We start from the raw sequence: 24182 nt of genomic DNA, 5'->3' as shown, positions 1-24182 counted from the left end.
ATGACTTCTCACACGACGTTGTTCAAGCCGCTAAACGGCGAAGGCGCGGCCATCGACATCTGGTTCAACGATCAGCGCCTGTCCGTGCCGGGCGGCCGTTCGGTCGCGGCGGCGCTCCTCGCGGCGGGCGTGTCGCGCTTTCGTGCGACGCCGGTTTCGGGCGCGCCGCGTGCGCCGTACTGCATGATGGGCGCGTGCTTCGAATGCCTCGTCGAAATAGACGGCGTGCCGAGCCGCCAGAGTTGCATGGTCGAAGTGAAGGCCGGCATGCGGATTCGCTCGCAGGAAGGCGCGCGCGATCTGCCGCCGATGAATCTCACCGATGCCCCTCTGGAGAACGCGCATGGCCGCTGATTTCGCATCCGAAGCCGTCGATGTGGTCGTCGTCGGCGCAGGCCCCGCCGGCATGCGCGCGGCAACCGTCGCGGCGCGCGCGGGCTTGAAGACCGTCTTGATCGACGAACAGGACGCCGTCGGCGGGCAGATTTATCGCGGTATCGTGAAAGCGGATACGCAGCGCAAGCAGATACTCGGCCCCGACTATGCAGCGGGCGCGACCATCGCCGAGTCCTTCGCTGCTTCCGGCGCGCGCCATATCACGAACGCGACCGTGTGGCAGGTCACGCGCGAACGCGGCGTCAATTATCTGAAGGACGGCAAGATCGGCAGCTTTGACGCGCAACGCGTGATTCTCGCGAGCGGCGCGCTGGAACGCCCCTTCCCGATTCCCGGCTGGACGCTGCCCGGCGTGCTCACGGCGGGCGCCGCGCAGATTCTCTTGAAGAGCGCGGGCGAAGTGCCTGCCGCGCCGCCGGTGCTCGCGGGCTGCGGGCCGCTGCTCTATCTGCTCGGCTGGCAATACGTGCGCGCGGGCGTGCCGATCCGCGCATTGGTCGACACGACGCGCCACGAAGATCGCTGGCGCGCGAAGCGTCACATGCTGTCGGCGTTGCGCGCGTGGCCGTTCCTGTCGAAGGGACTGCAACTGATCCGCACGTTGCGCGAAGCCGGCGTGCCGATCTTCGAGGCCGCCGACGATCTGCGCGTGGAAGCGCGCATCGGCACGGACAACGTGGAGCGCGCAGCCGCCCTCACCTTCACGACGCAAGGCGCGGCGCATCGCATCGAAGCCGATGTGATTCTGCTGCATCAGGGCGTCGTGCCGAACACGCAGTTCACGCAGGCGTTGCGCGCATCGCATCGATGGGACGACGCACAGCTCTGCTTTACGCCCAAGGTCGATGCATGGGGCGAGCTGGATGTGCCCGGCATCTTCGTCGCGGGCGATGGCGCGGGTATCGGCGGCGCGCAGGCGGCGGCCTTGCAGGGCATGCTCGCGGGACTCGCCGTGGCCGCGCAACTCGGCGCGATCAACGACGCGAAGCGCGATGCCGAAGCGCTTGCCCAGCGGCGCACGCTCGCGGGCGTGCTGCGCATCCGGCCGTTTCTCGACAGCCTCTATCGTCCGCGCGACGTCAACCGCATTCCGCGCAACGAGACCATCGTGTGCCGATGCGAGGAAGTCACGGCGGGCGAGTTGCGCAAGTTCGTGGAACTGGGTTGTGTGGGACCGAATCAGGCGAAGTCGTTCGGGCGCTGCGGCATGGGCCCGTGCCAGGGTCGCATGTGCGGCCTGACGGTGACGGAAGTCATCGCGGATGCGCGGCGCGTGTCGCCCGCCGAAGTGGGCTATTACCGCATTCGTCCGCCGATCAAGCCGCTCACGCTCGGAGAACTCGCCGGTGAATGACGCACGCGCGGTACAGGAAGCCGATGTGCTCGTGATCGGCGGCGGCCTGCACGGCACGAGCAGCGCGTTCCATCTGGCGCGTCGCGACGCGAAGGTCATCGTGCTCGAAGCGGATTACGTCGCGCGTCATTCGTCCGGCGTGAACGCGGGCGGCGTGCGCACGCTCGGGCGTCCGCTGCCGGAGATTCCGCTCGCGCTGATGTCGCGCGAGATATGGCACGGCATGACCGAACTCATCGGCGAGGATGGCGGCTTCGTTCCATCCGGACAACTAAAGATTGCCGAGACCGACGATGAACTCGAAGCGTGCCGCGAACGCGTCGCGCTGCTCGAATCGCACGGCTTCACGCATGAGAAGGTGATCGATCGCGAGACCGTGCGCGAACTGGAACCCGCGCTCGCGCGGCACGTGACGGGCGGCATTTGGGTCGAGCGCGATGGCTATGCGCTGCCCTTTCGCACGACCACGGCGTTTCGCCTTGCGGCGCAAAGGCTCGGCGTGTGGTTTCTCGAAGGCACGCCGGTGCGGCGCATCGAACAGCGCGGCGCGCGGTGGTTCGCACACACGCCGCAGGGCGCGTTCAGCGCGGAGAAGCTATTGGTCACCGCGGGCGCGTGGTCCGGCGAACTCGCGAAGCAAGTCGGCGAACCGGTGCCGGTGCATCCGGAAGGGCTGATGCTGATGGTCACGCATCGCGTCGCGCCCTTCTGTCGCGCGACGCTCGGCGCAACGGGCCGCCCGCTCTCGTTCAAGCAGTTCGACAACGGCACGGTGGTGATCGGCGGCAAGCTGATTGGCATTGCGGAGTTGGCGAATCGTCATGGCGAAGTGGATTTCATGCGCCTCGTGCGCAGCGCGCAGACCGTCACCGATCTCTTCCCGCATCTGCGTCATCTCGGCGTGAATCGCGCATGGGCCGGCGTGGAAGCGTTCACCGAGGATGAACTGCCGGTGATATCCGCGAGCCGCAAGGCGTCGAATCTCTATTACTCGTTCGGATATTGCGGCAGCGGCTTTCAACTGGGACCGGGCTGCGGCAAGCTCGTGTCGGAACTGATGCTGGATGGCGCGCCATCCCTTTCACTCGATGCATTCGCCATCGACCGATTCGAACCGCGCGTGGCTGCTTCAGACGCACATGTCAGGCATCTCGCCACTCACTGAATCACATACTCAACACCGGAGAACACGCATGAGCGATATCGTTCGCATTGAAACCAATCAGCGCATGAGCCGTGTCGTCAAGGCGGGCGGGCTCGTGTTCGTCGGCGGTCAGACATCCGCCGATCACACGCCCGATATCAAGCTGCAAACCGCGAAGGTGCTGGACAAGATCGACGCGTTCCTCGAAAAAGCCGGCATCGACAAGACGCGGCTCGTGTCCGCGCAAGTGTGGCTCGCGGATATCGACCGCGACTTCGCCGGCATGAACGCCGTGTGGGACGCATGGGTGCCGCAAGGCCACGCGCCCGCGCGCGCGACCGTGCAGGCGAAGCTCGCCGCTCCCGAGTTGCTCGTCGAGATCGCGGTCGTCGCGCTGGCCTGATCGCGTTATCGCGCGTGAATGGCGATGAGCGCGCTAGTTCATCGCTATCGCAGCCGCTGCACCCACGGGCGATCCTTCGATCGCCACCGACGCTCTTCCATCCGGTCCGACCGGCACATCGCCGACGAGCGTCGTGCGATAAAGCTGGCGATCGAAGTCGAGGTCGAAGATATCGCTCGGCGCGAGATGCGCGGTCGCACGGTTATCCCAGAACGCGATGCTGCCCGCTTCCCACTTGAAGCGCACCGTGAACTCGGGCCGCGTCACATGTTCCCACAGCAGTTCGAGCAACACCTGACTCTCGCGCGGCGCGAGTCCCACGATCTGCTTCAGGAAACTCGGGCTCACATACAGTGCGCGTTCACCCGTTTCCGGATGCACGCGCACGAGCGGATGTTCGCTGATCAGCGTGCGTGCATCGACCGCTTTCGAGAACGCATGCGTGCCGCTCGCGCCTTGTGGCGGCGCGAAGCGATGCACGCCGCGCAAGCCATCGACGAATGCGCGCAACGGCGCGGACAGCTTCTCGTACGCGATCACGAGATTGGTCCATTGCGTGTCACCGCCATAGGGCGGAATGGTCACGCCGCGCAGTATCGATGCAAACGGCGGATTCACTGCCGCCGTCACGTCCGTATGCCAGCCGGTCCACGGACGCAGCAGCGCTTGTCCTTCGAAACGCGTCGCCTTGCGGAACTTGGAGATCGAGTAGATTTCCGGGTGACCATCGACATGACCGAACACCGGATGTCCCACCGTCAATTCGCCGAACTGCGCGGAGAACGCGACATGCTGTTCGTGACTCAGAAACTGCTCGCGAAAAAACACGACGCGCCACTTCAGGAGCGCGGCGCGAATGGCCTTCACTTGCGCCGCCGACAACGTCTGCTTCAAGTCGACGCCGCTGATCTCAGCGCCGATATGCGCCGACAGCGGACTGACTTTCACACCGGCATCGTGGGCTTCGATCTCTTCGCGTGAATCATGGGCGATAACGGCTGCGTTCACTGAGGTGTCTCCGTTCGATGGATGAAAGGGCGCTCAACTGCCTTGGGCGTTGGGGTCGTCCGAGAAGAAGTAGTCGCGCCACGACGTCGGCTCGTGCTTGATCACGCCGACCTTGTACAGGAACGCGCCGAGCGAGAGCGTGTTGTTCGGCGTCGTGGCGAAGCTGACTTCCTTGTCGTTGAGAATGCGTTCGACGAATGCGGGCGCGAGCTTCGAGCCGTCCTGCCGGATGTAAATGGATGCCGCTTGCGCCTTGTCGTTTTCGATGAGACGCGCCGCGTCCGCGAGCGCCGCGCGTACCGCCGCGTAGGTCTTCGGATTGTCCTTGCGCCACTTGTCCGATGTGACCGCGACACTGCTCGTCGCGAGGCCGCCGATAATATCGGTAGAACTGATTACTTTGTGAATCTTCGGATCGTCGAGTTCCTGATACTGATACGGCGCATTCGAGAAATGCAGGCTGATGACCGAACTGCCCGAGAGCATCGCGGTTGTGGCGTCCGCGTGCGGCATGCTCACTTCGTAGCGATCGAGGCGTGCATATTGAGCGTCGCCGAACGCCTGCGCGGACGCCATCTGCAAGAGCCGCCCTTGCTGCGATACCGCGACGGACACCACCGCAATGCGGTCTTTCTCGCCGATATCCCTGATGCTGCGAATGCGCGGATCGTTCGAGACGAGGTACACCGGCACCGCGCTTTGCGCCGACATTGCGCGGAAGTCCTGATGCCCCCGCGTGCGATCCCATATCGTCATGAGCGGACCGATGCCGAGCGTCGCGATATCGGCCGCGCCTGACAGCAGCGCTTCGTTCACCGCCGCGCCGCCGGAAAGCGTGGTCCATTGAACGTCGATGGCGAGGCCTGCGCGCGCGCCTTCCTTCTCGATCAGCTTCTGGTCCTTCGCCACTTTCAGCAGCAAGGAACCGACGCCGTATTGATCGACGATCCTGACGCTGCCTTCAGCGTGCGCGCGACTCGAAGGCGCGGCGAACGCGGCGATCAGCGCGATGCAGGAAAAGATGCGTGTGAGCCGGGCGGATGTCGTCATACGATGAACGTTGAGGCGCGAAGCACCGAGAACGTTCACTGTACAGGCGGCATCCTTCTCGCCCAACGAAGAAAGGATGATAGGGATATGCGCTCACGCGCAAAGGCGATGAGCGGAGCGCATGCGCCCCGCCCGGCCCCGATTACTGCGCGGAGAAGTAGAACGCGGCGTTGCGTTGCGGCGTGACGCCGACCACCGTGAGCAAGCCGTTGACGACGGTCGCTTCGACGGGCACGGACACGTTGTTGAGATAACACGTCGAGCCGGAGAAATTCAGCGTGCCGTCGAGCAGATGCTTGCCCGTGGCGCGCGGCGTGAAGCTGCCGGCGAACGTGCACAGTCCGCGCGAATCGGCGGCTGCGCCTTTCGCGGTGCCATCGACGGCGATGGTGATCGTCGCGGCCGGCAAGATGCCCGATGTGCTCGACCACGTGCGCGCCACATCGCTGATGGCGAGCGGCGTGTCGTACGTCACGTTGTAGTTGCCGTTGAAGGGCGTGGTGCTCGTATCGTCCGCTTTCAAAGCGAGCGTCGTGGTTGCGCTGAGCGTGCTCTTCGTTGCGAACGTGCCGGACAGCGCTCCTGCGCGAATCGAGCTGGAAGCGGCGGCGATCGTCGTGGCATCGCTGAAGCTGCCGTTGGTGGCCGTCATGATGCCTTCGATCAGCCACGAGAACGAGCCTTGCTTGGTGAAGACGGTGAAGTACTGCCCTGTTTCCAGCACGATGGTTTGCGCCGCGACCGAGAAATCGCTATCCACCGCGCCGTACCAGATGCCTTCGGGAACCGCGTGCGACGTCTTCGGCACGCAGCTTCTCTGGAGGTTGTTGAGGTCGGTGACGCACGATTCGTCGTGGCCGCCGCCGCCGCAGGCCGCCAGCACGGGCAGCGCGAGCAGCATCGATCGGGAAAGCAGTTTCATGGGGCGTCTTCGTTGTCTTGTGGTTTATCCTGGCTGCCGCTTGTCTTACGGCACGCCGACAACGGGATAACGGATGGACGCCGGGAATCTTTAATGTCACTGCTACGCGGTGTCGCTCCATGCGCCGAAGTGCGCGATTGCTTCCAGCGGCAAGCGCGCACGCGGCGCGAGTTCGCGTTCGACCAACTCCGCAGGCAAAGCCCGCGCGTCGCCGTGATGCGCCACCGAGATCATGCTGAGCGCCGCGAAGCGCTCGGGCACGGCGAACATTCTGGCAAGGCCGATTGCGTCGAAGCCGCCCATGGCATGCGCGGCCAAATCTTGCGCGTGGGCTTGCAGAAGCAGGGCCATCGCGGCTGCGCCGGCATCGTAGCTTGCGCTCGGATTGACCGTGCCTTTCGCGGTGAGCGTGTCGGCGAGCACGGCGATCAACACTTGCGCGTGCTCGTTCCACTTCTGATTGAAGGGCACGAGCAGTGCGAACGCGCGATCGAACGCCTCGCGGTCCTGCGACTTCTCGAACACGAGAAAGCGCCACGGCTGCACGTTATACGCCGACGGCGCCCAGCGCGCCGCTTCCAGCAGCGCGACGACCTGCGCGTGGGGAACGGGGCGGTCCGCATAGGCGCGCGGGCTCCATCGTCCGGCGATGAGCGGATGAATGGCGATATCGGTCGGAGCGGGTCGATGTGTCATTGCAATGGATGCGCCGGGTACGTGATGAACGTTTCGAGCATACCGTCTGCGATAACGTGAAAGAAGCGCTTGCAACGAAGCGTTTGCGATATGCATTCCCGTGCGATCGCTATGGCGACAGTGAGCGTGCGCTGCCGCACTCATGCATATCCTTAGCGGAATTCGTGCGTTCCGGCGTGCGCGCGTGCTGGTTATGATGTCTGGCTCATGGCTTGCATCATTGCCGATCTCATACGAAGGGAGCCTGATCTTGACTCAGCATCAAACATCGAAGAGACCGCTTGTTGTCGGCATTGGCGGGACGACGCGACCGGCGTCATCGACTGAACGCGCATTGGCTTTTGCGTTGAAGGGCGCGCAGGAATCCGGCGCGCGCGTGCAGTTGTTCGGTGGTGCGTTCCTGCAAAGCTTGCCGCATTACGCGCCGGAAACGCGCGAATTGACCGACGAGCAGCACGAGTTGATCGAGGCGGTGCGTGCGGCGGATGCGCTTGTCATTGCGACGCCGGGATATCACGGCGGCATCTCGGGTCTGGTGAAGAATGCGCTGGATACGCTGGAAGAATTGCGCCTTGACGAGCGTCCGTATCTGGATGGCCGCGCGGTCGGCGGCATAGTGACGGCGTATGGATGGCAGGCAGCGGGCACGGTGTTGACTTCGTTGCGTTCGATTGTGCATGCGTTGCGCGGCTGGCCGACGCCGTTCGGCGCGGCCGTGAACACGTTGGAGACGCGCTTCGAAACGAGCGACACCTGCTCCGACCCGAAGGTGGTTGAACAGTTGCGCACGGTGGGAAGACAGGCTTGCACGTTTGCGCTTGCGTTCGGCGATGCGTATCACGTGGGGGAACATCAGGTAGCGGTGGCGCAGAGTTGATGCGTAGTGTGCGTATGGTTTTAGCGAGCCGGGGGGCTCGGAGGACGTGGTGCTCAGTGGGCGCGGAAGGTGATTCAGGGTTGTGTCAAGCTGAGTGCCAACGTGTGTCTACGGAGTGCACCGTCAACAAGAACAGCGGGCGAAAAAGCTGCTTTCTTTGGTTACTTTCTTTGCAGCAGCAAAGAAAGTGACCCCCGCCCCGGGGAGGGGCGACCTAATAGACCGACACGAAAAGAAAGCACATCAGTGCGGCATAAAATCCGCCGACATATGAAAGGCATCGACGGTATACCCCATATTGAAGTACCCGGCCCGAGCATAGATGGCGATCTGTTCGAGCCGCTCCGACGCGCTAGCGTTGAGTCCACGCTGATAACCCCGCACCCGCCGACGCTCGATAACGCGCTCCATCGGCGATGAAAAAGCCCGCAAGCAATGCATGAGAACGTGCGCCATGACTCCTCCATTCGCTGCGTGACGAGACCAATCTAGCAGCACAAAAAAAATCTGCAAAACGACATATCGTGCAATGCATTGCAAAGCACGCGCGATGCATCGCTCTGCAGAATGCCGCAGATAACGATAGCGCCCGAAATCATTTCCCAAGCGAGACAGCGGCCTCTAGCATCACGGACTCTTACGACACACGGGGAAAGCCGATCATGAAACTAAAAGCCGCACTAGCAACCGTCCTGCTCGCAAGCACCATCATCATCATCGGCACACAGGCAGCACAGGCCGCAGGCCAGACAATACGTGTAGGCATCATGTCGGGCGAAGACGAGGACGTCTGGCGCGCCGTCGCCGCGAATGCCGCAAAACAGGGCATCACCGTGAAGGTGACGACCTTCTCCGACTATACGCAGCCCAACGAAGCGCTCGCGCAACGCGACCTCGACGCCAATTCGTTCCAGCACAAGCCCTATCTCGATGCGCAGATCAGCGCGCGTCACTACGACATCGTCCCCGTGGGCTTCACGTACGTGCAGCCCATCGGCCTCTATTCGCGCAAGGTGAAATCCGTGGCGGCATTGCCGCAGAACGCGGCTATCGGCGTGCCGAACGATCCGAGCAATGAAGGCCGCGCGTTGTTGCTGCTTCAGGCGAACGGCATCATCAAGCTGCGCGACGGCGTCGGCTTGCTGCCGACGGCCCGTGATATATCAAGCAATCCGAAACATGTGCAGATAAAGGAATTGGACGCGGGCATTGTCGGACGTGCGATAGGCGATCTGGACGCTGCTGTCGTCAATACCGACTGGGCGATCAAGGCGGGCATCAAGATTCCGCAGGAACGCATTGCGCAAGAGAACGTGACGGGCAATCCGTATCGCAACTTCATCGCGGTCAATGCAAAGGATGCGCAAGCGCCCTGGGTCAAGACGCTGGTGCAGAGCTATCAGCAGGCGAACGTGGCGTCGGCGATTCTGACGGTCTATCACGGCGCGACACTGCCCGCGTGGGAAGGCGCGCCGCAACATTGAACGCGCACCGCGATCACGCGACGCTCAAGCCGCGGCCTCGATCTGTTCAGCCGACAGATTGAACTCGCGCGCAATCGATTGAAGTCGCTCGGACCACTCCCACTTGCCGAACACGTCGTGTACGTTCTGGAGACAACTGAGCAGGCTGATTGTCGAAGGATCGTACACGTTGATGCGTGCGCGGAGCAGGCCCTTCCTGAGCGCCGCAATGCCGGCGTCCATATAGGCCGGAATGCCCTCCGACGATTGCGCGCCGACATAGCGCACAGGGACGCCCTCCATCGCGGTGACATAGTCTTGCGGCTTGATGAAACTGCCTACGGGGCATCCTCCGCAGTAGCCGCGATACGCGCCACCGCCGCGTGGCAACAGCGCCGCGCGGCCCTGGGCCAAGAGATGGTCGACAGCGCGATCGAAGATCTGCTGATGGGTCAAGAAGGTCTGGGTTCGCATGATGCCGCTCCGCTATATCCTAACGTGACAATCAGAGTCTTCAGGTTAAGACGGTCCGCTTTCTCTCGACATAGACGGAGAGCGCTTTCTGAAGCTATCGCGGATGCCCTTGCCGGCTACCGTGATTGTGACGAGTCCGCATTGTATCGGCGCGTTCATCAAGACAGTTGGATACGCTCTCACTCGCAACGCACGGAGCCTGCGTCTGTGATGAATTTCTCGACGCTAAGCATCGCTTCATCATATGAAGCAGAAGAACTGATCTTGCCGCGCAAGATGGAAAATGCTCTCGGTGAATTGATCGCTAACGCGCCGACGACTCGGCCTTCGTGTTCATACACGCCGAGAAACGGCCGAGTGACCGGCGTACCCGTCAAGTTACGCAACTGACCGATGTCCGTGCGTCCGACCGATTGAATCTTCACGCCGTACTGATCCGACCAAAAATACGGCGCGGTTGAAAAACTCATTGCCGACTCCCGACCCGCGAGGAGATTCGCAGCGGCATGTTTTCCCTGGTCGCCGGACACCGTCCACTGTTCGCTTCGAGACGTCGTGCCGCTCCACTCGTTGAGCCAGCTTGCTACGTCGCCAGCGGCATAGATTCGATCGTGCCCGACATTCAACGTTCGATCGCACACGAGTCCGTTGTCGATGTTCAGCCCGGAACCCGCGAGCCATTCGGTATTGGGCACGCAACCGATGCCAACGACCACCACGTCAGCAGGAATCTCGGTTCCATCCGACAGTACGACGGATTGAACGCGGTCCTTGCCGCGAATGGCCTGCACCTGCGCATTGCAACGCAACTGCACGCCATTTTGCTCATGCAACGCGCCGAGCTGCGCCCCGGTAGTCGCGCCGAAAGCCCGCATCAGCGGAGCTTGAGCCGCCTCGAGCACCGTTACCTCCGCTCCGATCAGGCGCGCGCTGGACGCGACTTCCGCACCGATGAATCCCGCGCCGATGACAACCACGCGGGCGCCCGCATGCAATTGCTCTTTCAGGGCGAGTGCGTCGTCGAGCGTGCGCAGCGTGTGCATGCCGCTCAACGCTTCGCCGAAAGGAAGCGTGCGGGCTCGCGCTCCGGTTGCGATGATCAATCCGTCGAACGATATGTCGCCGTCGTCCACGCTGACGCGCTGGTTGACCACGTCCAACGCAGTCGCCCGCTTGCCTAGTAGCGCGTCGACCCGCTGATCGCGAAACCATTGCGCGTCGCGATAAGGAAGTACCGATGCATCGAGATCCCCGGTGAGAATCTGCTTCGAGAGCGGCGGCCGGTCATAGGGCAAATGCAGCTCGTCTCCGACGAGAACGATCTTTCCGTCAAAGCCGTTCTGACGTAACGACTCTACAGCCTTCAGTCCGGCAACATTCGCACCAACGATCAGGATTCGATTCAAACTCATGCGACTCCTCGGAGTTCTCTTTTTTTCTGGCATCTCGTCAGCTAAGCGACAGCCGCAACGCTCGTTCGCTTAAGCACGTAAATGCACCCATGCTCGTCGGGCGACGGATCGCCGGGTAGACCCGCCAGTCGCCGCCCTCATGTTCGAAGAAGTAGATCGTGACCGGCGCCGGCGCTTCGATGCCTTCCACGCGCACACATCGCCCTGTGTTCGGACTTTCCACCTGTATGCGACGCACCCGCAACGGTTGGGTGTGATCGAACCATTTGTCGATCGCCATGCGCAGCGACGCGTGACCGGTGCTCATATGACCCTCCTACCGACGTATGCCAGTGTTCGTGATGAAGAGGGTATGTGAGGGGCCGGCGGCCAAACATATACGGAAGCGGGCTTCTCGAACTACCGTGAATGTTCAACCGTTGCGCCGTATTGAGGCGGGAACCATGACAGTTTCATCAGTCGTTGGAGTGCCGCGTCGTCATCGGCCTCCGATGGCCGTGGGGCTTGCGTTCGCGCGAAGGTTTCATCTGTACAGGCCATCGCGACATAACGGCTTTTCCAGACCGTCATGACGCTTTTGGACGATATCGCTCACTGCACATGTTCGGCGAATTTTTTAATGCCGACGATCTGACTAAGACGCGGTCATCAGCGCGCGCACCTCGCCAGCAGAACAAGCGGAATCCGCGACGATCGACGGCGCCGGGGACAAGACAAAAAATGAAACGACGCCGGCTGCGCGAAGCGCCGTCCGCGGTCGGATTAAAGCGCTTAACTTACAGGAGACAATACGCATGCCTAATGATTACCGACAGCGTTCGAACCTATGGAACGAGGACCTTGCTCCAACCGATGCCCGTCATCGCACATGGCGCTGGCGGCACTTCGCCGCCCTGTGGACAGGCATGGTCATGTGCATTCCCTGCTACATCCTCGCGTCGGGACTCATCGATCAAGGGATGTCGGCAGTCCAGGCAGTCGGCACCGTGCTGCTCGGAAACGCCGTCGTGCTCATCCCGATGCTGTTGATCGGGCACTCGGGAACCAAGTTCGGTGTGCCGTTCGCCGTCATCGTCCGCTCGTCGTTCGGCACGAAGGGCGCGAAGTTGCCCGCATTCCTGCGCGCCATCGTTGCGTGCGGCTGGTTCGGCATTCAGTGCTGGGTCGGCGGAAACGCTATCTATGCAGTCGGCAATATTCTCTTTCATGGCGCGCTGGTCGGGCCAGTGATCGGCTGGGTAGGTATCGATGCAGCGCACCTCGCGTGCTTCTTTGTCTTCTGGGCCTTGCATCTCTACTTCATCTCGCGCGGCCCCGAGTCGATTCGATGGATCGAAACGATCACGGCCCCGGTGAAGATCGCTATCGTTCTCGCGCTGCTGTGGTGGGCTTATAACAAAGCGGGCGGCTTTGGTCCCATTCTGTCCGCGCCGTCTCAGTTCGTCGAAGGCGGGAAGAAGGCCGGTCAGTTCTGGTCGGTCTTCTGGCCCTCGCTGACTGCCATGATCGGCTTCTGGTCCACACTCGCGCTCAATATCCCGGACTTCACCCGGTTCGCCAAGTCCCAGCGCGATCAATGCGTGGGGCAGGCTGTCGGCCTTCCGGTGCCCATGGCCGGCCTTGCTTTCATAGGCGTTGCGGTGACATCGGCCACTGTCACGATTTACGGCAAGGCAATCTGGGACCCCGTCGATCTGGCCGGAAGGATGGAAGGAATCGGCGTGGCGATCGGTCTTGCCATCATCACGCTCGACACGCTTTGCGTGAATCTTGCAGCGAACACCGTCGGGCCGGCATATGATTTCGCGGCCATCTTCCCCCGGCGCATCACGTTCAGCACGGGCGGCTATCTGACTGCGGTGATCGGCGTGCTGATGATGCCGTGGAAGCTGATCGCGTCGACGCAAGGCTTCATCTTCACCTGGCTCATCGGTTATAGCGCGTTGCTTGGGCCCGTACTCGGGATCATGCTCGCGGACTACTGGCTGATTCGACGCCGCGAGATCGAGGTCGACGATCTCTTCAAAGAGCACGGCATCTATCGCTATAAGAACGGCTGGAACCCGGCGGCACTGATCGCGTTGATTCTTTCAGTGCTTCCTAACCTTCCTGGTTTTCTCGCCGTTGCCTTCCCTCAGAGTTTCAGTTGGGTGCCTGCCGGATTCAAGGACGTGTACAACTACTCCTGGTTCGTCGGAGTGTTTCTGTCCATCGTGATTTACTCGATCCTGATGCGTCCGGCGCCTCGCAAATCCACTCACTTCGACATCGAGAGCGTATAGATTTCTCATGGAGCCTTGCGCCTTGAGAGGCGCAGGGCAGGAGGGTTACCCGCATTCGTAATGAAGCGTCGAAGGAGACGCCATGGTCATGAAGCGAATCGTCGTGGTGGGCGGCAGCGTCGCCGGTCTGCGTGCAGTGGAGACGTTGCGCCTGGAAGGGTTCGAGGGAGCCATTACGCTCGTGTGCGGCGAGCCGCATCTGCCCTACGATCGGCCTCCTTTGACCAAGCAGATTCTCACCGGCGAGATCAACGCCGAGCAGTTGTGTTACCGGGATCATCAGTGGTTCGAGCGGAACGCGATAGACCTGTGCCTTGGCACGCCCGCAAGCGGACTCGATATATCCGCGGGCCGGGTTCATCTCGGATCGAGTTCTATACCCTTCGACGGATTGATTGTCGCAACCGGTGCCCGGCCGAAGGTATTCAGCCCGAGGAGTTCTCTACGCGGCATCTTCACGCTGCGGACCATGGACGACGCACTCGCGATCAAAGAGCGGATGTTGCCCGGCGTACGAATGATCTTGATCGGAGCGGGATTCATCGGCAGTGAGATTGCTTCGAGCGCGGCGGCGTGTGGCGTGCAAGTGACGATCGTGGAACTTGCGGAAGCAGCGATGATTCGCGCCGTGGGGCCTCAATTAGGGCGCATTCTGGCCGGACTCCATGACGAGTTCGGCGTAAACGTCGTTTGCAACGCGCGCGTGACGGGCTTCGGCGGTAAAGGATCCGTTGAAGCCGTCATGCTCGACGGCGGGTGGGAATTACCGGCGGACATCGTCGTAGTGGGTGTCGGCGTCGATCCCAACTGCGAATGGCTGATCGGATCGGGCTTGCGCATCGAAGATGGTCTCGCTTGCGACAGTACATTGAGCGCCGGTCCTCGCCACGTCTACGGCGCCGGCGATGTGGTTTCATGGCCGAACGAATGGTGGGGCGGCGTCATGCGGGGCCAGCAGTGGCTCGTGGCAGCGGACCAGGGCAAGCACGCGGCAAGAAATCTCCTTGCGGGTCCCGAGCGAGCCATACCGTTCTCGACGATTCCCTACTTCTGGACCGACCAGTATGGATGTCGTGTGCAGGCTGCCGGGAGAACCGATCTGGGGCAATTGATCGCTGTCGCGGGCGGACTTCGTCAGCGCCCGTTCATTGGCGTGTACAGGCACAACGGACAACTGACCGGCGTGGTGACCATCAACGCTCCGAAGGCGTTCGCCGCCTTGCGTACGTGCCTGCATGAGAAGAGCAGTTTCGATACCGCATTGGAGATGGCAGTAAGAAACTGCCCGCCACCGGATTGACTTCCATTCGAATCGTCATTTGAAAAGGTCTTCTTCCAAAGGACGTACATAACTTCGCGCGTGTGAGTTACTGCATGACTTCCACGCCAGTCCCCGGACGAGAATCGCCGGAGTGAGTCCGTCCTTCGCCATCAGAAGCCCGGCGGCGGCGGCCACCTCGTCTGCCGTTGCCTGTTGAGACACCTGCAACTGTCTGCCGAAAGCATCTCGCCTGCCGATCCAGCTATCCAGCGCCGGCACGCCCGACAGACCGATGGCGACATTGACCAGACCGCGACGCCACGGCCGGCCGAACGTATCGCTCACGATGACGCCCGGTTCGATGCCGGTGCGGTCGTAAATACGGCTCGCGATTCGACGCGCGCTGGCGTCCGGATCTTCGGGCAAGAGGAGAAGCGCATCATCGTCACCGACATTCGATTCGTCTATCGCCGCGTTCGCGCAAATCCATCCTTGCCGATGGCGGCTGATCAGAACGCCGTCCGGCGGGTGATCGCACGCCCGCACGATCTCTGTCGATTCATCCAGGACCGCCTGAACCTTTCTGGCGTCCTTACCCGTGATGCGTGCGTATTCGAGCGCTTCATCGGTCGGAACGATATCGGATGCTTTACGCACGCGCCCTTCCGCTTTCGAAACAATCTTCTGAGCGACGACCACGATATCGCCACGCTGCCAGCGCTTGCCATTCGACCGCATTGCGTCCGCGATCAGTCCGCCTACATCGTCTCCCGCTTTTACTTTGGGAATGCCTGTCAGAGCGAAGATTTCCAACGAATGTGCGTTCTTTTCCAACTTGGCCTCCAGCGTGGCTGGGAAACCAACCCCAGCAGAAATGAGCATGTTTCGACCAATTGGTCGCACATGAATCGATATTAAGTGCGCCGATGTCGACGAAACATGCTCAGACTCGTGAACGTCATCCAAGCGCTCAAGCCGGAATGTCATAACGTATTGGTGAAAATAGCAGTACGGTTCGGATGCAAAGAAAGTGCTGTCAATGGACAAAGATTCGACCGCGTGAAAAAGTCGATTCGAGTGCGCTACCGGAAGCAAACGAGTTCTGTCAGTTGCGGCCGGTACCCCGGCAGTTTCTCTTACGCCGCTTTTGCGCTTCCCTTCCCCTTAATCCTTCGTGCGAGAGGCAATATGTCAGTCAGTCACTCCAGCGCCGACAGTGAAAGGTTGAGGGTTCCGGAGACGCGAGACTCCACGCTCCTCGAGGAATTGCGAGTAGAGCGGCAACGCGGAATCAGCCTGGTCGGGCAGATCGTCGCCAAGCTCGAACAGATGGTCGAATCCGGTCGGCTTCGAGCGGGAACCAAGACGCCGTCCGTCCGCGAACTCGCGAAGCAGCTCGGCGTCAGTACGTTCACCGTGACGGAAGCCTACGACGTCCTCGTTTCGAAGCGCGTACTCACTTCGAGACCGGGCTCCGGGTATTTCGTCACGGCCCGCGTCGCGCATGTGCCGGTGCTTCCCAGCGAAGCGTTGGCCTCGCGCGTGGCCGATCCCGACGCGTGGATGCCCGTGCTCGTGTGGAATCGCAATCCGGATCTATTGCCTGTCGGTTCGGGCGTGCTTCCGCCCGAATGGTGCAGCGAAAGCATGATTCTCCAGGCGGTGCGGCAGGCCATCAAGATGCCGGCGGAGCGGCTCGTTGGATACGGCCATCCGTTGGGGTTTTATCGGCTCCGCCAGCTTCTTGCGCGCGGCTTCACGGAGCGCTTCTGCGCGGTCGCGCCGGAACAAATCATATTGACCAACGGTGTGTCCCACGGCCTGGATCTGGTCGTGCGAAGTCTCCTGAAACCGGGCGACACCGTTCTCATTGAAGACCCCACATACTTCAATATCCACCATCTGCTTCGCAACTATGGCGTCAAGGTGGTTTCGGTGAAACGAAATCACGATGGAATCGATCTCGATCAGCTCGCTTCATTGGCCGCGCTACACCGTCCCAAGGCGATGTATGTCAATACGGTGCTGCAGAATCCACTCTCGACGACGCTTTCGCCTGCGCAGGCGTATCGCATCATTGCGCTGGCGGAGCAGTTCGATTTTCTGATCATCGAGGACGATATCTTTCGCGACCTCGCTTCTCCGTCCGATCCTTCTCTTGCGTCGCTGGACGGACTCAATCGAGTGATTTGTCTTGGCGGATTTTCTAAAACCGTCGCTCCGTCTCTTCGGACAGGGTACATTCTGTGCCCGGGTCAGCTCGTCTCCGATGTCGTGCGTACCAAGATGGCCTGCGGACTGACGACATCCGAGTTGAACGAACGCTGCATTTTCGAGGTACTTTCGGACCCCGGGCATCGCCGATATCTCGATCGGCTACGCATGCGTCTTGCCAACGAGCGCGAGCAGTTTCTTTCGGTGTTGACCGACGTGGGCATGACCGCGCTCGCCACGCCTAAAGGTGGGCTCTTCGTTTGCGCGGGATGGCTTGTTCCGCCCAGTGCTCAATTCAACGCCGAACTCATCACTGAAAAAGCCTCGGAAGCCGGACTCGCCTTCTCACGCGGAGAACTCTTCTCTTTGTCCGCTAAAACGGAAACCGTGTGGTTTCGCTTCAACGTCGCGTATTGTGGGGCGCCGAAACTCAACGTGTTCTTGCGTGAGGTTTCGCGGATGGCTGCGCATCTCGCGAGGGTGCCGGGTCTGTAAGACGGCGCGAGCGGCTGCATGGAGCCGCTTGCTTCGAACGCGCTTCTTCTTGTTATCCGCCGGATAGCCGATGGAGTCCGGCGGCGTGAACAGACAGCAGTAAGTTTGCACAGCGAATGCCGTGCAAGTGCGATTAATATTCGCCCGTTTCGTTGAGCGTCCGATTGAGTGCTTCAGGCCCTTCCATCGCGGCCATGGCGATCTCGCGCATCCACTTTCGCCAGATGATATCCGGCTTGTCCGCAGGCACGGAAACCTCGTCTCTCGACTCGCCGATAGCACGCGGACGATGCGACGCGACGAGCGGCAAGTCTTCCGTCAGAACGATCGACTGCAACGCCAGATGCTCCTGCTCCGACGATCCGTCCGTCGAATGGCACGTGTACCAATAGCTCCGACAGTTCTCGGCGTCGATCGGAGTCGCGTGCATGAAGATCTGCGTGTCCCTCGTTTCCGACCATTTGAAGAACAGAAGAACCGTGAACGGCATATGAACGTGATAAGTGCCCGGACCGAGCATCTTCGAATCCGGACCCGTCGGCGGACCGTACGTGGCGTCTCCCGCGTTGAAGGCGAGGAAGGTGTCGACCTGAAACTCCAGACGCTTTTTATGCTGCGTCACGGGATAAGGCCTGAAACGCGTGTGCGGCGGACCGCCGAGCGTGCCCTGATGCCCATAAGCGAAGTGCGTGACGTCGGTGAAGTTTCCAATCCGACGCCCAGCCGACGCGGGCCAAAGATACGGCTCGCCGAGATGGCATGTCATCTCACTCGAATCCCACGCAGGGAAATGCGGAATAGTCGTATCCGCCCCGCCTTTCATGCGTACCCAGATGAGATCGTACTTGACTTCGCATTCGTACTCTTTCAGCTTCGCGCGTGCCGGGATCGCATCGCCTTCTTGCTGAGACGGAATATCGGTGCATTTCCCCGTCTGGTTGTAGCACCAGCCGTGATAGCGGCAACGAAGCTGATCGCCTTCGATCCATCCCAAACCGAGCGACGCACCGCGATGCGCGCACTTGTCGTCGAACGCACAGATACGGCCACCGAGGTCCACGAGCACGATGCGTTCGCCCAGCAGCATCGTGGTCATCGGACCTTTGCCGCCGTGCGTATGCGACCGAAATTCCTTGACGGTCGCCGCGACGTGCCAGAAGTACTTCCACGTCTCCGCTGTCGATCCGAGATCGTAGGCGACGTCAGGCTTGCTCAGCGGAACGAGCGTTCTGTATTCCGGCGGCTTGCACGGATTGCCGGGATCGATCACGTCGGATGAAGTGATCCACTCCGGCGGATGATAAGAGAGATTTGCATTCAACCAGTTCTGCGCCATTCTTGTCTCCAGATGTTCTAGTACAGGTCTACTTCCTTATCGTTCTCGAATAGAGCAATGCATTGCGTCGGGCAGCTTCGCGCAGCCTTGAGGAGCTGAGGGCGCGGGCACGCGGCCGCCTCGGGCAATACGCCCGCGACGCCGGAATCGAGAAGCACGAAGGCAAGAGGCGCCAAACTCACGCACATTTTCGATCCGCAGCAAATGGATTGATCCAGTTCTATTTTGATCACGAAAGTCTCCCGCACGAATTAGTCTTCGACTGTTGGTTCACGTTGAATACTCTCGACAGCAGCATCGATGGCCGCGAGTGCGATCGTGACGAGCGGCTTCTACGCCCGGCGCAGTCGATGCTTGCATGATCGGCAATCGAGGGTTCATCGAACAGAAGCAGTCGGCATTCGTTCCTTCTAGCGTCATGGGGCAATCGACAAACCGTCTAGCGGTTTCCAACTGTACAGTTCCGCCAACGCCCGCCGTCTTTCCAGTTCAAGCGCCATCCGTCGATTGACAAAGAGACGCTTAAACGATCTCCAGTGGCAGGCGCGAACCGACCGACGACAAGAGCCGGCTCGCCGTCGTTCCCGAGTGCGCCGCGACCTGATCCACGCTCACATGCTGTCCCCAAAGCTCGACGTCGCTTCCGACATGAGCGCCTGGACAGGGATCGAGATCCACGACGATGGTGTCCATCGAAACTCTCTCCAGCACACGCGTCACGATTCCGTCGATCGCGACGGGTGTTCCGGCTTCCGCGGTGTCGGGATAGCCGTCCGCATAGCCACAGGCCACGACACCGATCTTGCGCACCGCGCCCCAACGATTTCCCGCAGTGCCCGCCGACGCGACATCTCTCATGCAAACAACCTTGCTTACGAGTCTCATGACCGGCAGAAAACCCGCGAGGGCCGAACTTCCCGGCGCAGATGCAGGCGAAGCGCCGTATAAGATGACGCCCGCTCTCACCCAGTCGGGCATCGCAAGCGGTGGGTCGAGAATTTCAGCGGAGCCTCCACAACTTCTGTCGCCCTTCATGCCCGAGACCGTTTCGCGAAACTCAATGGCTTCGCGTTTTCTTTCATCCTTCGTCATGGCGTCAATGCGCCCGTAAAGCGTTGTCGACCTGATTGCTTCGACTCGCTTTACCCGTTCGAGTACATTGCGCAGTTCGTTCGGATGGAACCCGGGAATACCGTTGCGGTTCGCCACAGTGACTTCGATATAGATCGGCTTGGCAAATCTCGCGAGTTCCAGAAGACGCAATTGTTCCTCGGTCTGCACGGCCAGCGTCAGCGTGTGTTCCTCGACTGCGTAAAGGTCGCTCCGGTTGTAGGTTCCGTCGACGATCAGCACTGGTCCTTGCCAGCCTGTCTTTCGAAGCTCGACGCCCTGCTCCACGTCACAGACGGCGAATCCAGTGGTCGTGCGAAGGTGCGGAAGAACGACGTCGATCCGATGGCCATACGCATTCGCTTTCACGAGCGCCCAGGTCTTCGAATGAGGCGCGAGGCGACGGATGAGTGCAAGGTTGTGATGCAACGCACATGTATCGATCTTCAGCCCGGTTGGACGCGGCATATTTCGTCTCCAGATTTCCAGCGTCAATGTAACGACGACCGGCAACGGAGCCCCGATACAGTTCGATACTCATGCGCCTCAGCGTTCAGTCGCAACGCAACATGCCGTATTGGTCGAGATTCCAGGATGAGCCATGTCCGCACCCGTTCTGTTACTTCGGTTTCCTTATCTTTATAGACCGAACAACGACCTAAGCCGTTAATCCAGCATTGAGATTTCACCCCTTCCGGTCTGTTCAGGAATTTGGAGCAATACGGTTTCTGGAGACTTTCACCGACTGCCCATGTTGCATCGAATTTTGTCGGCCCACTCTACAGAAACAAGGTCGAGACAAGACACTTCATAAAACGAAGGGCCGTGACAGAAGGCCCGGCAACCTCGGAAGGTTTAGCGCGAGTGCGCGCAACTCTCCGACAGGAGGACAATCCGAAATCGATGGGAAGAGTGAAAGATGGCGAAGAGAAACGCAAGATTCGATGCGAGTTTCAAGCGGGAAGTGGCCCGAATGGTTCGAGACCAGCGGTTATCGGTCAGCGAAGTGTGCCGGTCGATGAACCTCGTCGAGGCAGCCGTGCGGCGTTGGGTAGCCCAGTACGACGCGAAGCCCGCTCGCGATCCGGGCGAAGATGAATCGTTCACGGATGAGCAGCAGCGCATCCGGCAACTTGAAGCGGAGAACCGGCAACTGCGCGAGGACAACGTACTCTTGAAACGAGCGTCGGCCATCCTCGCGCGGGAACTGGAATGACTTGGCGCGATGGATCAATCGCCGACAGAAAGCCGCATCGGATCGTTCACGCCTGTTTCAGAATACGCCGCAACACGCGATCCTCCAGCGCCGACGCTTCCGCCGACGCCTGCCTGCGCGGCCGGGCAAGCGGCACCGGCTGATCCAGCGCAATGCGCCCTTCTTCGATCAACAGAATGCGATCGCCGAGCACCACGGCTTCATGCACGTCGTGCGTGACGAGCAATGCGGTGAAGCGATGCTCGCGCCATAGCCGTTCGATCAGCGCATGCATTTCGATGCGCGTCAGCGCATCGAGCGCGCCGAGCGGTTCATCGAGCAGCAGCAGTTGCGGCCGATGCACCAGCGCACGCGCCAGCGCCACACGCTGTCTTTGTCCGCCGGACAATTGCGAAGGCCAGTCGTTTTCGCGCTCGAGCAGCCCCACTTCGGCGAGCACCGCGCGAGCCTGATCGCGGGCGCCGCGTTTGAGTCCAAGCATCACGTTCTGCAGCACCGTCTTCCACGGCAAGAGGCGCGCGTCCTGAAACATGATGCGCGTATCGAGCGTGGCGCCCTTGCTCGCGCGCTTGACCAACGCGCCGCCGGTCGGCGTTTCGAGTTCGGCGATAAGGCGCAGCAGCGTCGACTTTCCGCAGCCGCTGCGCCCGACGATCGTGACGAAGCTGCCCTGCTCGATCGACAAGTCGAGCGCCGACAATACCGTACGGTCTCCGAACCGTTTTTCGACGCCACGCAATTCGACGGCCACATCGATAGCGGTGCGCGCATGCGGTTGTACGCGTTCGACCGCGAAGCGCTCTTCCATCCTCAACGAAACAGATGCGCTCGCGCTCATGCCTTTCCTCCTCGTTGATACGCGGGATGCCAGCGCAGCGCCACGCGTTCTATCGCTTTCGCGAGCACATCCGCGAGCTTGCCGAGCACCGCGTAAAGCAGAATGCCCACCACGACGACATCGGTTTGCAGGAACTCGCGCGCGTTCATCGTCATATAGCCGATGCCCGATTGCGCGGAAATGGTCTCGGCCACGATCAGCATCACCCACATGAGGCCGAGCGCGAAACGCACGCCGACCAGAATGGAAGGCAATGCGCCCGGCAGAATCACATCGCGATACAGCGCGAAGCCCTTCACGCCATAACTTCGCGCCATTTCGATAAGGGCCGCATCGACCGAACGAATGCCATGAAAAGTATTGACGTAGACCGGAAAGAACACGCCTAGCGCAACCAGAAAAATCTTCGCTTCTTCCTCGATACCGAACCACAGGATCACGAGCGGAATCATGGCGAGCGCGGGAATGTTGCGGATCATCTGCACGGTGGAATCGAGCGCGACTTCGAACGGGCGAAAGAGTCCCGTCCAAAGCCCGAGCACGAGTCCCACGCCGCCGCCGATTACAAGCCCAAGCAACGCGCGCCACGCGCTGACCTTCACGTTGGCCCACATATCGCCGGACTGGATGAGCGCCCACGCCGATTTGACGACGGCAAGCGGCTCCGGCAACACGCGCGTGGACAGCACGCCGGCGCGCGCGGCGTATTCCCAGAGCAGCAGAATCGCAACCGGCACGAGCCACGGCGCGATGGCCGCGCCCACGCGCCTGAATACCGGACCCGCGCTGCGTTTGAACGGCTGCGTCGCGGGTATCGATTGAGTGAGGGCATCGGCCATGCTGCTAGTTCCTTCGATGAAGTGGCACGTTCATGATCAACTCTGGCTCGCGTTCGGCAGATAGCTATTGCCGACGATCTCGCCGAACGGTCCCGACAGCGGCCCCGAACGCTTTTCGACATGCGCGCCACGTTCGCCCAGCAATGGAAACACGAGTTCGGCGAAGCGATACGACTCTTCCAGATGCGGATAGCCCGACAGAATGAACGTCTCGATGCCGAGGTCCGCATATTCCTTCATGCGCGCCGCCACTTGTTCCGGATTCCCAACTAATGCCGTTCCCGCGCCGCCGCGCACGAGCCCCACGCCGGCCCACAGGTTGGGATAGATTTCGAGCGTCTCGCGGCCGCCGCGCTTGCCGCCGTGCAGTTGAGCCATGCGCCGCTGGCCTTCGGAATCCATCTTCGAGAACGCAGCCTGCGCACGCGCGACGGTTTCATCGTCGAGATGGCTGATGAGCGCGTCCGCTGCCGCCCATGCTTCGTCCTCGGTTTCGCGCACGATCACATGCAGACGAATGCCGAAGCGTATCGTGCGGCCCTGCGCTTCGGCGCGGCTGCGGATATCGTCGAGCTTCTTCTTCACGGCTTCGGGCGGTTCGCCCCACGTGAGATACGTGTCGATGTGCGTCGCGGCAATGTCATGCGCCGCCGCCGACGATCCGCCGAACCACAGCGGCGGATGCGGCTTCTGCACCGGCGGATACAGCGCCTTGCCGCCCTTCGATTGCAGATGCTTGCCGTCGAATTCGATCGCTTCGTTCGTATGCGATGCGCTCAGCAGATTGCGCCAGATATGCAGGAATTCATCGGTGATTTCATAGCGCGTGTCGTGATCGACGAAGACGCCGTCGCCTTCCAGCTCGGCGGGATCGCCGCCCGTCACGACATTGATGAGCAGGCGTCCGCCCGAAAGACGGTCGAACGTCGCGGCCATGCGCGCGGAGAGTCCCGGCGATGAAAGACCCGGACGGATCGCGACGAGAAACTTCAGTTTCTTCGTGGTCGCGATAAGGCTTGATGCGACGACCCACGCGTCTTCGCACGAACGTCCCGTGGGCAGCAGCACGCCTTGATAGCCGAGCGTATCGGCGGCGACTGCGATCTGCTGAAAATACGAGAGGTCAGCGGCGCGCGCCCCTTTCGACGTGCCGAGGTAACGGCTGTCACCGTGTGTCGGGATGAACCAGAACACATTCATGCGCTACTCCTCTTTGCCTTTCACAAGTGTTGTCGATGCCGTCGAAGACGAGTAAGCCAGTTTAAGGACGCGATTCGCGGCTGCGAACAATGGAATTCAGCTTTCGATTTCTGCTTTGATGCTTTGGAAGCGGTCGCGTCGCGCTCATCACCATCACGATGATTTGCTTAGATGCAAACGTCATTTCACGGC

The 24182-nt window shown here is 61.0% G+C and carries 24 protein-coding genes and 1 pseudogene; 10 read left to right on the top strand and 15 right to left on the bottom strand.

The window, feature by feature from the left end; genetic code table 11:
* From NCR39_RS21490 to NCR39_RS21475, 4 genes are read left to right on the top strand one after another with little or no spacing between them, the layout of a single operon-like run.
* Positions 1-354: a (2Fe-2S)-binding protein gene (locus NCR39_RS21490; protein ID WP_040050677.1), complete on the top strand. Its 354-nt coding sequence runs from the start codon at positions 1-3 to the stop codon at positions 352-354.
* Positions 344-1750 (top strand): FAD/NAD(P)-dependent oxidoreductase, encoded by a 1407-nt coding sequence (locus NCR39_RS21485; protein WP_250454092.1) that lies wholly within the window; start codon positions 344-346, stop codon positions 1748-1750. Before NCR39_RS21490 ends, NCR39_RS21485 begins: the two co-directional genes overlap by 11 nt.
* On the top strand, positions 1743-2915 hold the full coding sequence (locus NCR39_RS21480; protein ID WP_250454091.1) for an NAD(P)/FAD-dependent oxidoreductase: 1173 nt from the start codon (positions 1743-1745) through the stop codon (positions 2913-2915). Before NCR39_RS21485 ends, NCR39_RS21480 begins: the two co-directional genes overlap by 8 nt.
* Positions 2916-2943: 28 nt before the next feature.
* A complete protein-coding gene (locus NCR39_RS21475; RefSeq protein ID WP_250454090.1) occupies positions 2944-3297 on the top strand; it encodes a RidA family protein in 354 nt (117 codons plus the stop codon).
* Between the two features lie 33 nt (positions 3298-3330).
* On the opposite strand, the gene NCR39_RS21470 is transcribed toward NCR39_RS21475, so the two are convergent.
* The 4 genes from NCR39_RS21470 to NCR39_RS21455 all read right to left on the bottom strand — a co-directional run bounded on the left by NCR39_RS21470 (position 3331) and on the right by NCR39_RS21455 (position 6973).
* Positions 3331-4266: a TauD/TfdA dioxygenase family protein gene (locus tag NCR39_RS21470; protein ID WP_250454377.1), complete on the bottom strand. Its 936-nt coding sequence runs from the start codon at positions 4264-4266 to the stop codon at positions 3331-3333.
* Between the two features lie 72 nt (positions 4267-4338).
* Complete coding sequence (locus NCR39_RS21465) at positions 4339-5355, bottom strand: ABC transporter substrate-binding protein (protein WP_250454089.1); 1017 nt, start codon at positions 5353-5355, stop codon at positions 4339-4341.
* 142 nt (positions 5356-5497) lie between these two features.
* The gene (locus tag NCR39_RS21460) at positions 5498-6277 is read right to left on the bottom strand and encodes a hypothetical protein (RefSeq protein ID WP_250454088.1); all 780 of its coding nucleotides are present in this window, start codon (positions 6275-6277) and stop codon (positions 5498-5500) included.
* Positions 6278-6379: 102 nt separating this feature from the next.
* Complete coding sequence (locus NCR39_RS21455; RefSeq protein ID WP_250454087.1) at positions 6380-6973, bottom strand: nitroreductase family protein; 594 nt, start codon at positions 6971-6973, stop codon at positions 6380-6382.
* A gap of 193 nt (positions 6974-7166) precedes the next feature.
* Between NCR39_RS21455 and NCR39_RS21450 the strand changes: the two genes are divergently transcribed.
* Positions 7167-7850, top strand: a complete 684-nt coding sequence (locus NCR39_RS21450) for an NADPH-dependent FMN reductase (RefSeq protein ID WP_502800261.1) — start codon at positions 7167-7169, stop codon at positions 7848-7850.
* A 243-nt stretch (positions 7851-8093) separates the two neighbouring features.
* Here the strand turns inward: NCR39_RS21450 and NCR39_RS21445 are convergent, their stop codons facing one another.
* Positions 8094-8306 carry a hypothetical protein gene (locus NCR39_RS21445; RefSeq protein ID WP_250454085.1) on the bottom strand — a complete coding sequence of 71 codons (213 nt, stop codon included), beginning with the start codon at positions 8304-8306 and terminating at the stop codon, positions 8094-8096.
* Between the two features lie 206 nt (positions 8307-8512).
* Between NCR39_RS21445 and NCR39_RS21440 the strand changes: the two genes are divergently transcribed.
* Positions 8513-9334, top strand: coding sequence for a MetQ/NlpA family lipoprotein (locus tag NCR39_RS21440; protein WP_250454084.1), 822 nt, complete (start codon positions 8513-8515; stop codon positions 9332-9334).
* A 24-nt stretch (positions 9335-9358) separates the two neighbouring features.
* On the opposite strand, the gene NCR39_RS21435 is transcribed toward NCR39_RS21440, so the two are convergent.
* The 3 genes from NCR39_RS21435 to NCR39_RS21425 form a co-directional block, all read right to left on the bottom strand.
* Positions 9359-9787: a hypothetical protein gene (locus NCR39_RS21435; RefSeq protein WP_250454083.1), complete on the bottom strand. Its 429-nt coding sequence runs from the start codon at positions 9785-9787 to the stop codon at positions 9359-9361.
* Positions 9788-9966: 179 nt separating this feature from the next.
* A complete protein-coding gene (locus NCR39_RS21430) occupies positions 9967-11199 on the bottom strand; it encodes an NAD(P)/FAD-dependent oxidoreductase (protein WP_250454082.1) in 1233 nt (410 codons plus the stop codon).
* Positions 11200-11236: 37 nt separating this feature from the next.
* Positions 11237-11506 carry a hypothetical protein gene (locus NCR39_RS21425; RefSeq protein ID WP_250454081.1) on the bottom strand — a complete coding sequence of 90 codons (270 nt, stop codon included), beginning with the start codon at positions 11504-11506 and terminating at the stop codon, positions 11237-11239.
* 487 nt (positions 11507-11993) lie between these two features.
* Between NCR39_RS21425 and NCR39_RS21420 the strand changes: the two genes are divergently transcribed.
* Together NCR39_RS21420 and NCR39_RS21415 are read left to right on the top strand one after the other, a co-directional pair.
* Positions 11994-13481, top strand: a complete 1488-nt coding sequence (locus tag NCR39_RS21420; RefSeq protein WP_250454080.1) for an NCS1 family nucleobase:cation symporter-1 — start codon at positions 11994-11996, stop codon at positions 13479-13481.
* Positions 13482-13569: 88 nt separating this feature from the next.
* Positions 13570-14781: an NAD(P)/FAD-dependent oxidoreductase gene (locus NCR39_RS21415; RefSeq protein WP_250454079.1), complete on the top strand. Its 1212-nt coding sequence runs from the start codon at positions 13570-13572 to the stop codon at positions 14779-14781.
* Positions 14782-14796: 15 nt separating this feature from the next.
* Here the strand turns inward: NCR39_RS21415 and cofE are convergent, their stop codons facing one another.
* Positions 14797-15789 (bottom strand): coenzyme F420-0:L-glutamate ligase, encoded by a 993-nt coding sequence (gene cofE, locus NCR39_RS21410; RefSeq protein WP_250454078.1) that lies wholly within the window; start codon positions 15787-15789, stop codon positions 14797-14799.
* Between the two features lie 141 nt (positions 15790-15930).
* Here cofE and NCR39_RS21405 point away from each other — a divergent pair, with 141 nt between their 5' ends.
* Complete coding sequence (locus NCR39_RS21405) at positions 15931-17451, top strand: aminotransferase-like domain-containing protein (protein WP_250454077.1); 1521 nt, start codon at positions 15931-15933, stop codon at positions 17449-17451.
* Between the two features lie 133 nt (positions 17452-17584).
* Here the strand turns inward: NCR39_RS21405 and NCR39_RS21400 are convergent, their stop codons facing one another.
* The 3 genes from NCR39_RS21400 to alr form a co-directional block, all read right to left on the bottom strand.
* A complete protein-coding gene (locus NCR39_RS21400; RefSeq protein ID WP_250454076.1) occupies positions 17585-18787 on the bottom strand; it encodes a Rieske 2Fe-2S domain-containing protein in 1203 nt (400 codons plus the stop codon).
* 17 nt (positions 18788-18804) lie between these two features.
* Entirely contained in the window at positions 18805-19020 is a 216-nt protein-coding gene (locus NCR39_RS29815) for a ferredoxin (RefSeq protein WP_350029688.1), read from the bottom strand.
* 289 nt (positions 19021-19309) lie between these two features.
* Positions 19310-20365 carry an alanine racemase gene (alr, locus tag NCR39_RS21395; protein ID WP_250454075.1) on the bottom strand — a complete coding sequence of 352 codons (1056 nt, stop codon included), beginning with the start codon at positions 20363-20365 and terminating at the stop codon, positions 19310-19312.
* A gap of 451 nt (positions 20366-20816) precedes the next feature.
* Between alr and NCR39_RS21390 the strand changes: the two genes are divergently transcribed.
* The gene (locus NCR39_RS21390) at positions 20817-21113 is read left to right on the top strand and encodes a transposase (RefSeq protein WP_250454074.1); all 297 of its coding nucleotides are present in this window, start codon (positions 20817-20819) and stop codon (positions 21111-21113) included.
* Between the two features lie 49 nt (positions 21114-21162).
* Here the strand turns inward: NCR39_RS21390 and NCR39_RS21385 are convergent.
* From NCR39_RS21385 to ssuD, 3 genes and pseudogenes are all read right to left on the bottom strand, one after another.
* Positions 21163-21984 (bottom strand): annotated as a pseudogene (locus tag NCR39_RS21385) (ATP-binding cassette domain-containing protein); the annotation flags it as partial.
* Complete coding sequence (gene ssuC / locus NCR39_RS21380; protein ID WP_250454073.1) at positions 21948-22790, bottom strand: aliphatic sulfonate ABC transporter permease SsuC; 843 nt, start codon at positions 22788-22790, stop codon at positions 21948-21950. The gene ssuC and the pseudogene NCR39_RS21385, both read right to left, overlap by 37 nt.
* Before the next feature lie 36 nt (positions 22791-22826).
* Complete coding sequence (gene ssuD, locus NCR39_RS21375; RefSeq protein WP_250454072.1) at positions 22827-23990, bottom strand: FMNH2-dependent alkanesulfonate monooxygenase; 1164 nt, start codon at positions 23988-23990, stop codon at positions 22827-22829.
* Between the last annotated feature and the right edge of the window lie 192 nt (positions 23991-24182).

Source organism: Caballeronia sp. ATUFL_M2_KS44 (genome assembly GCF_023630965.1).
GTDB classification, from domain to species: domain Bacteria; phylum Pseudomonadota; class Gammaproteobacteria; order Burkholderiales; family Burkholderiaceae; genus Caballeronia; species Caballeronia concitans.
The sequence above is the reverse complement of the archived record's forward strand: the minus strand, read 5'-3'. Positions and strand labels throughout refer to the sequence as shown.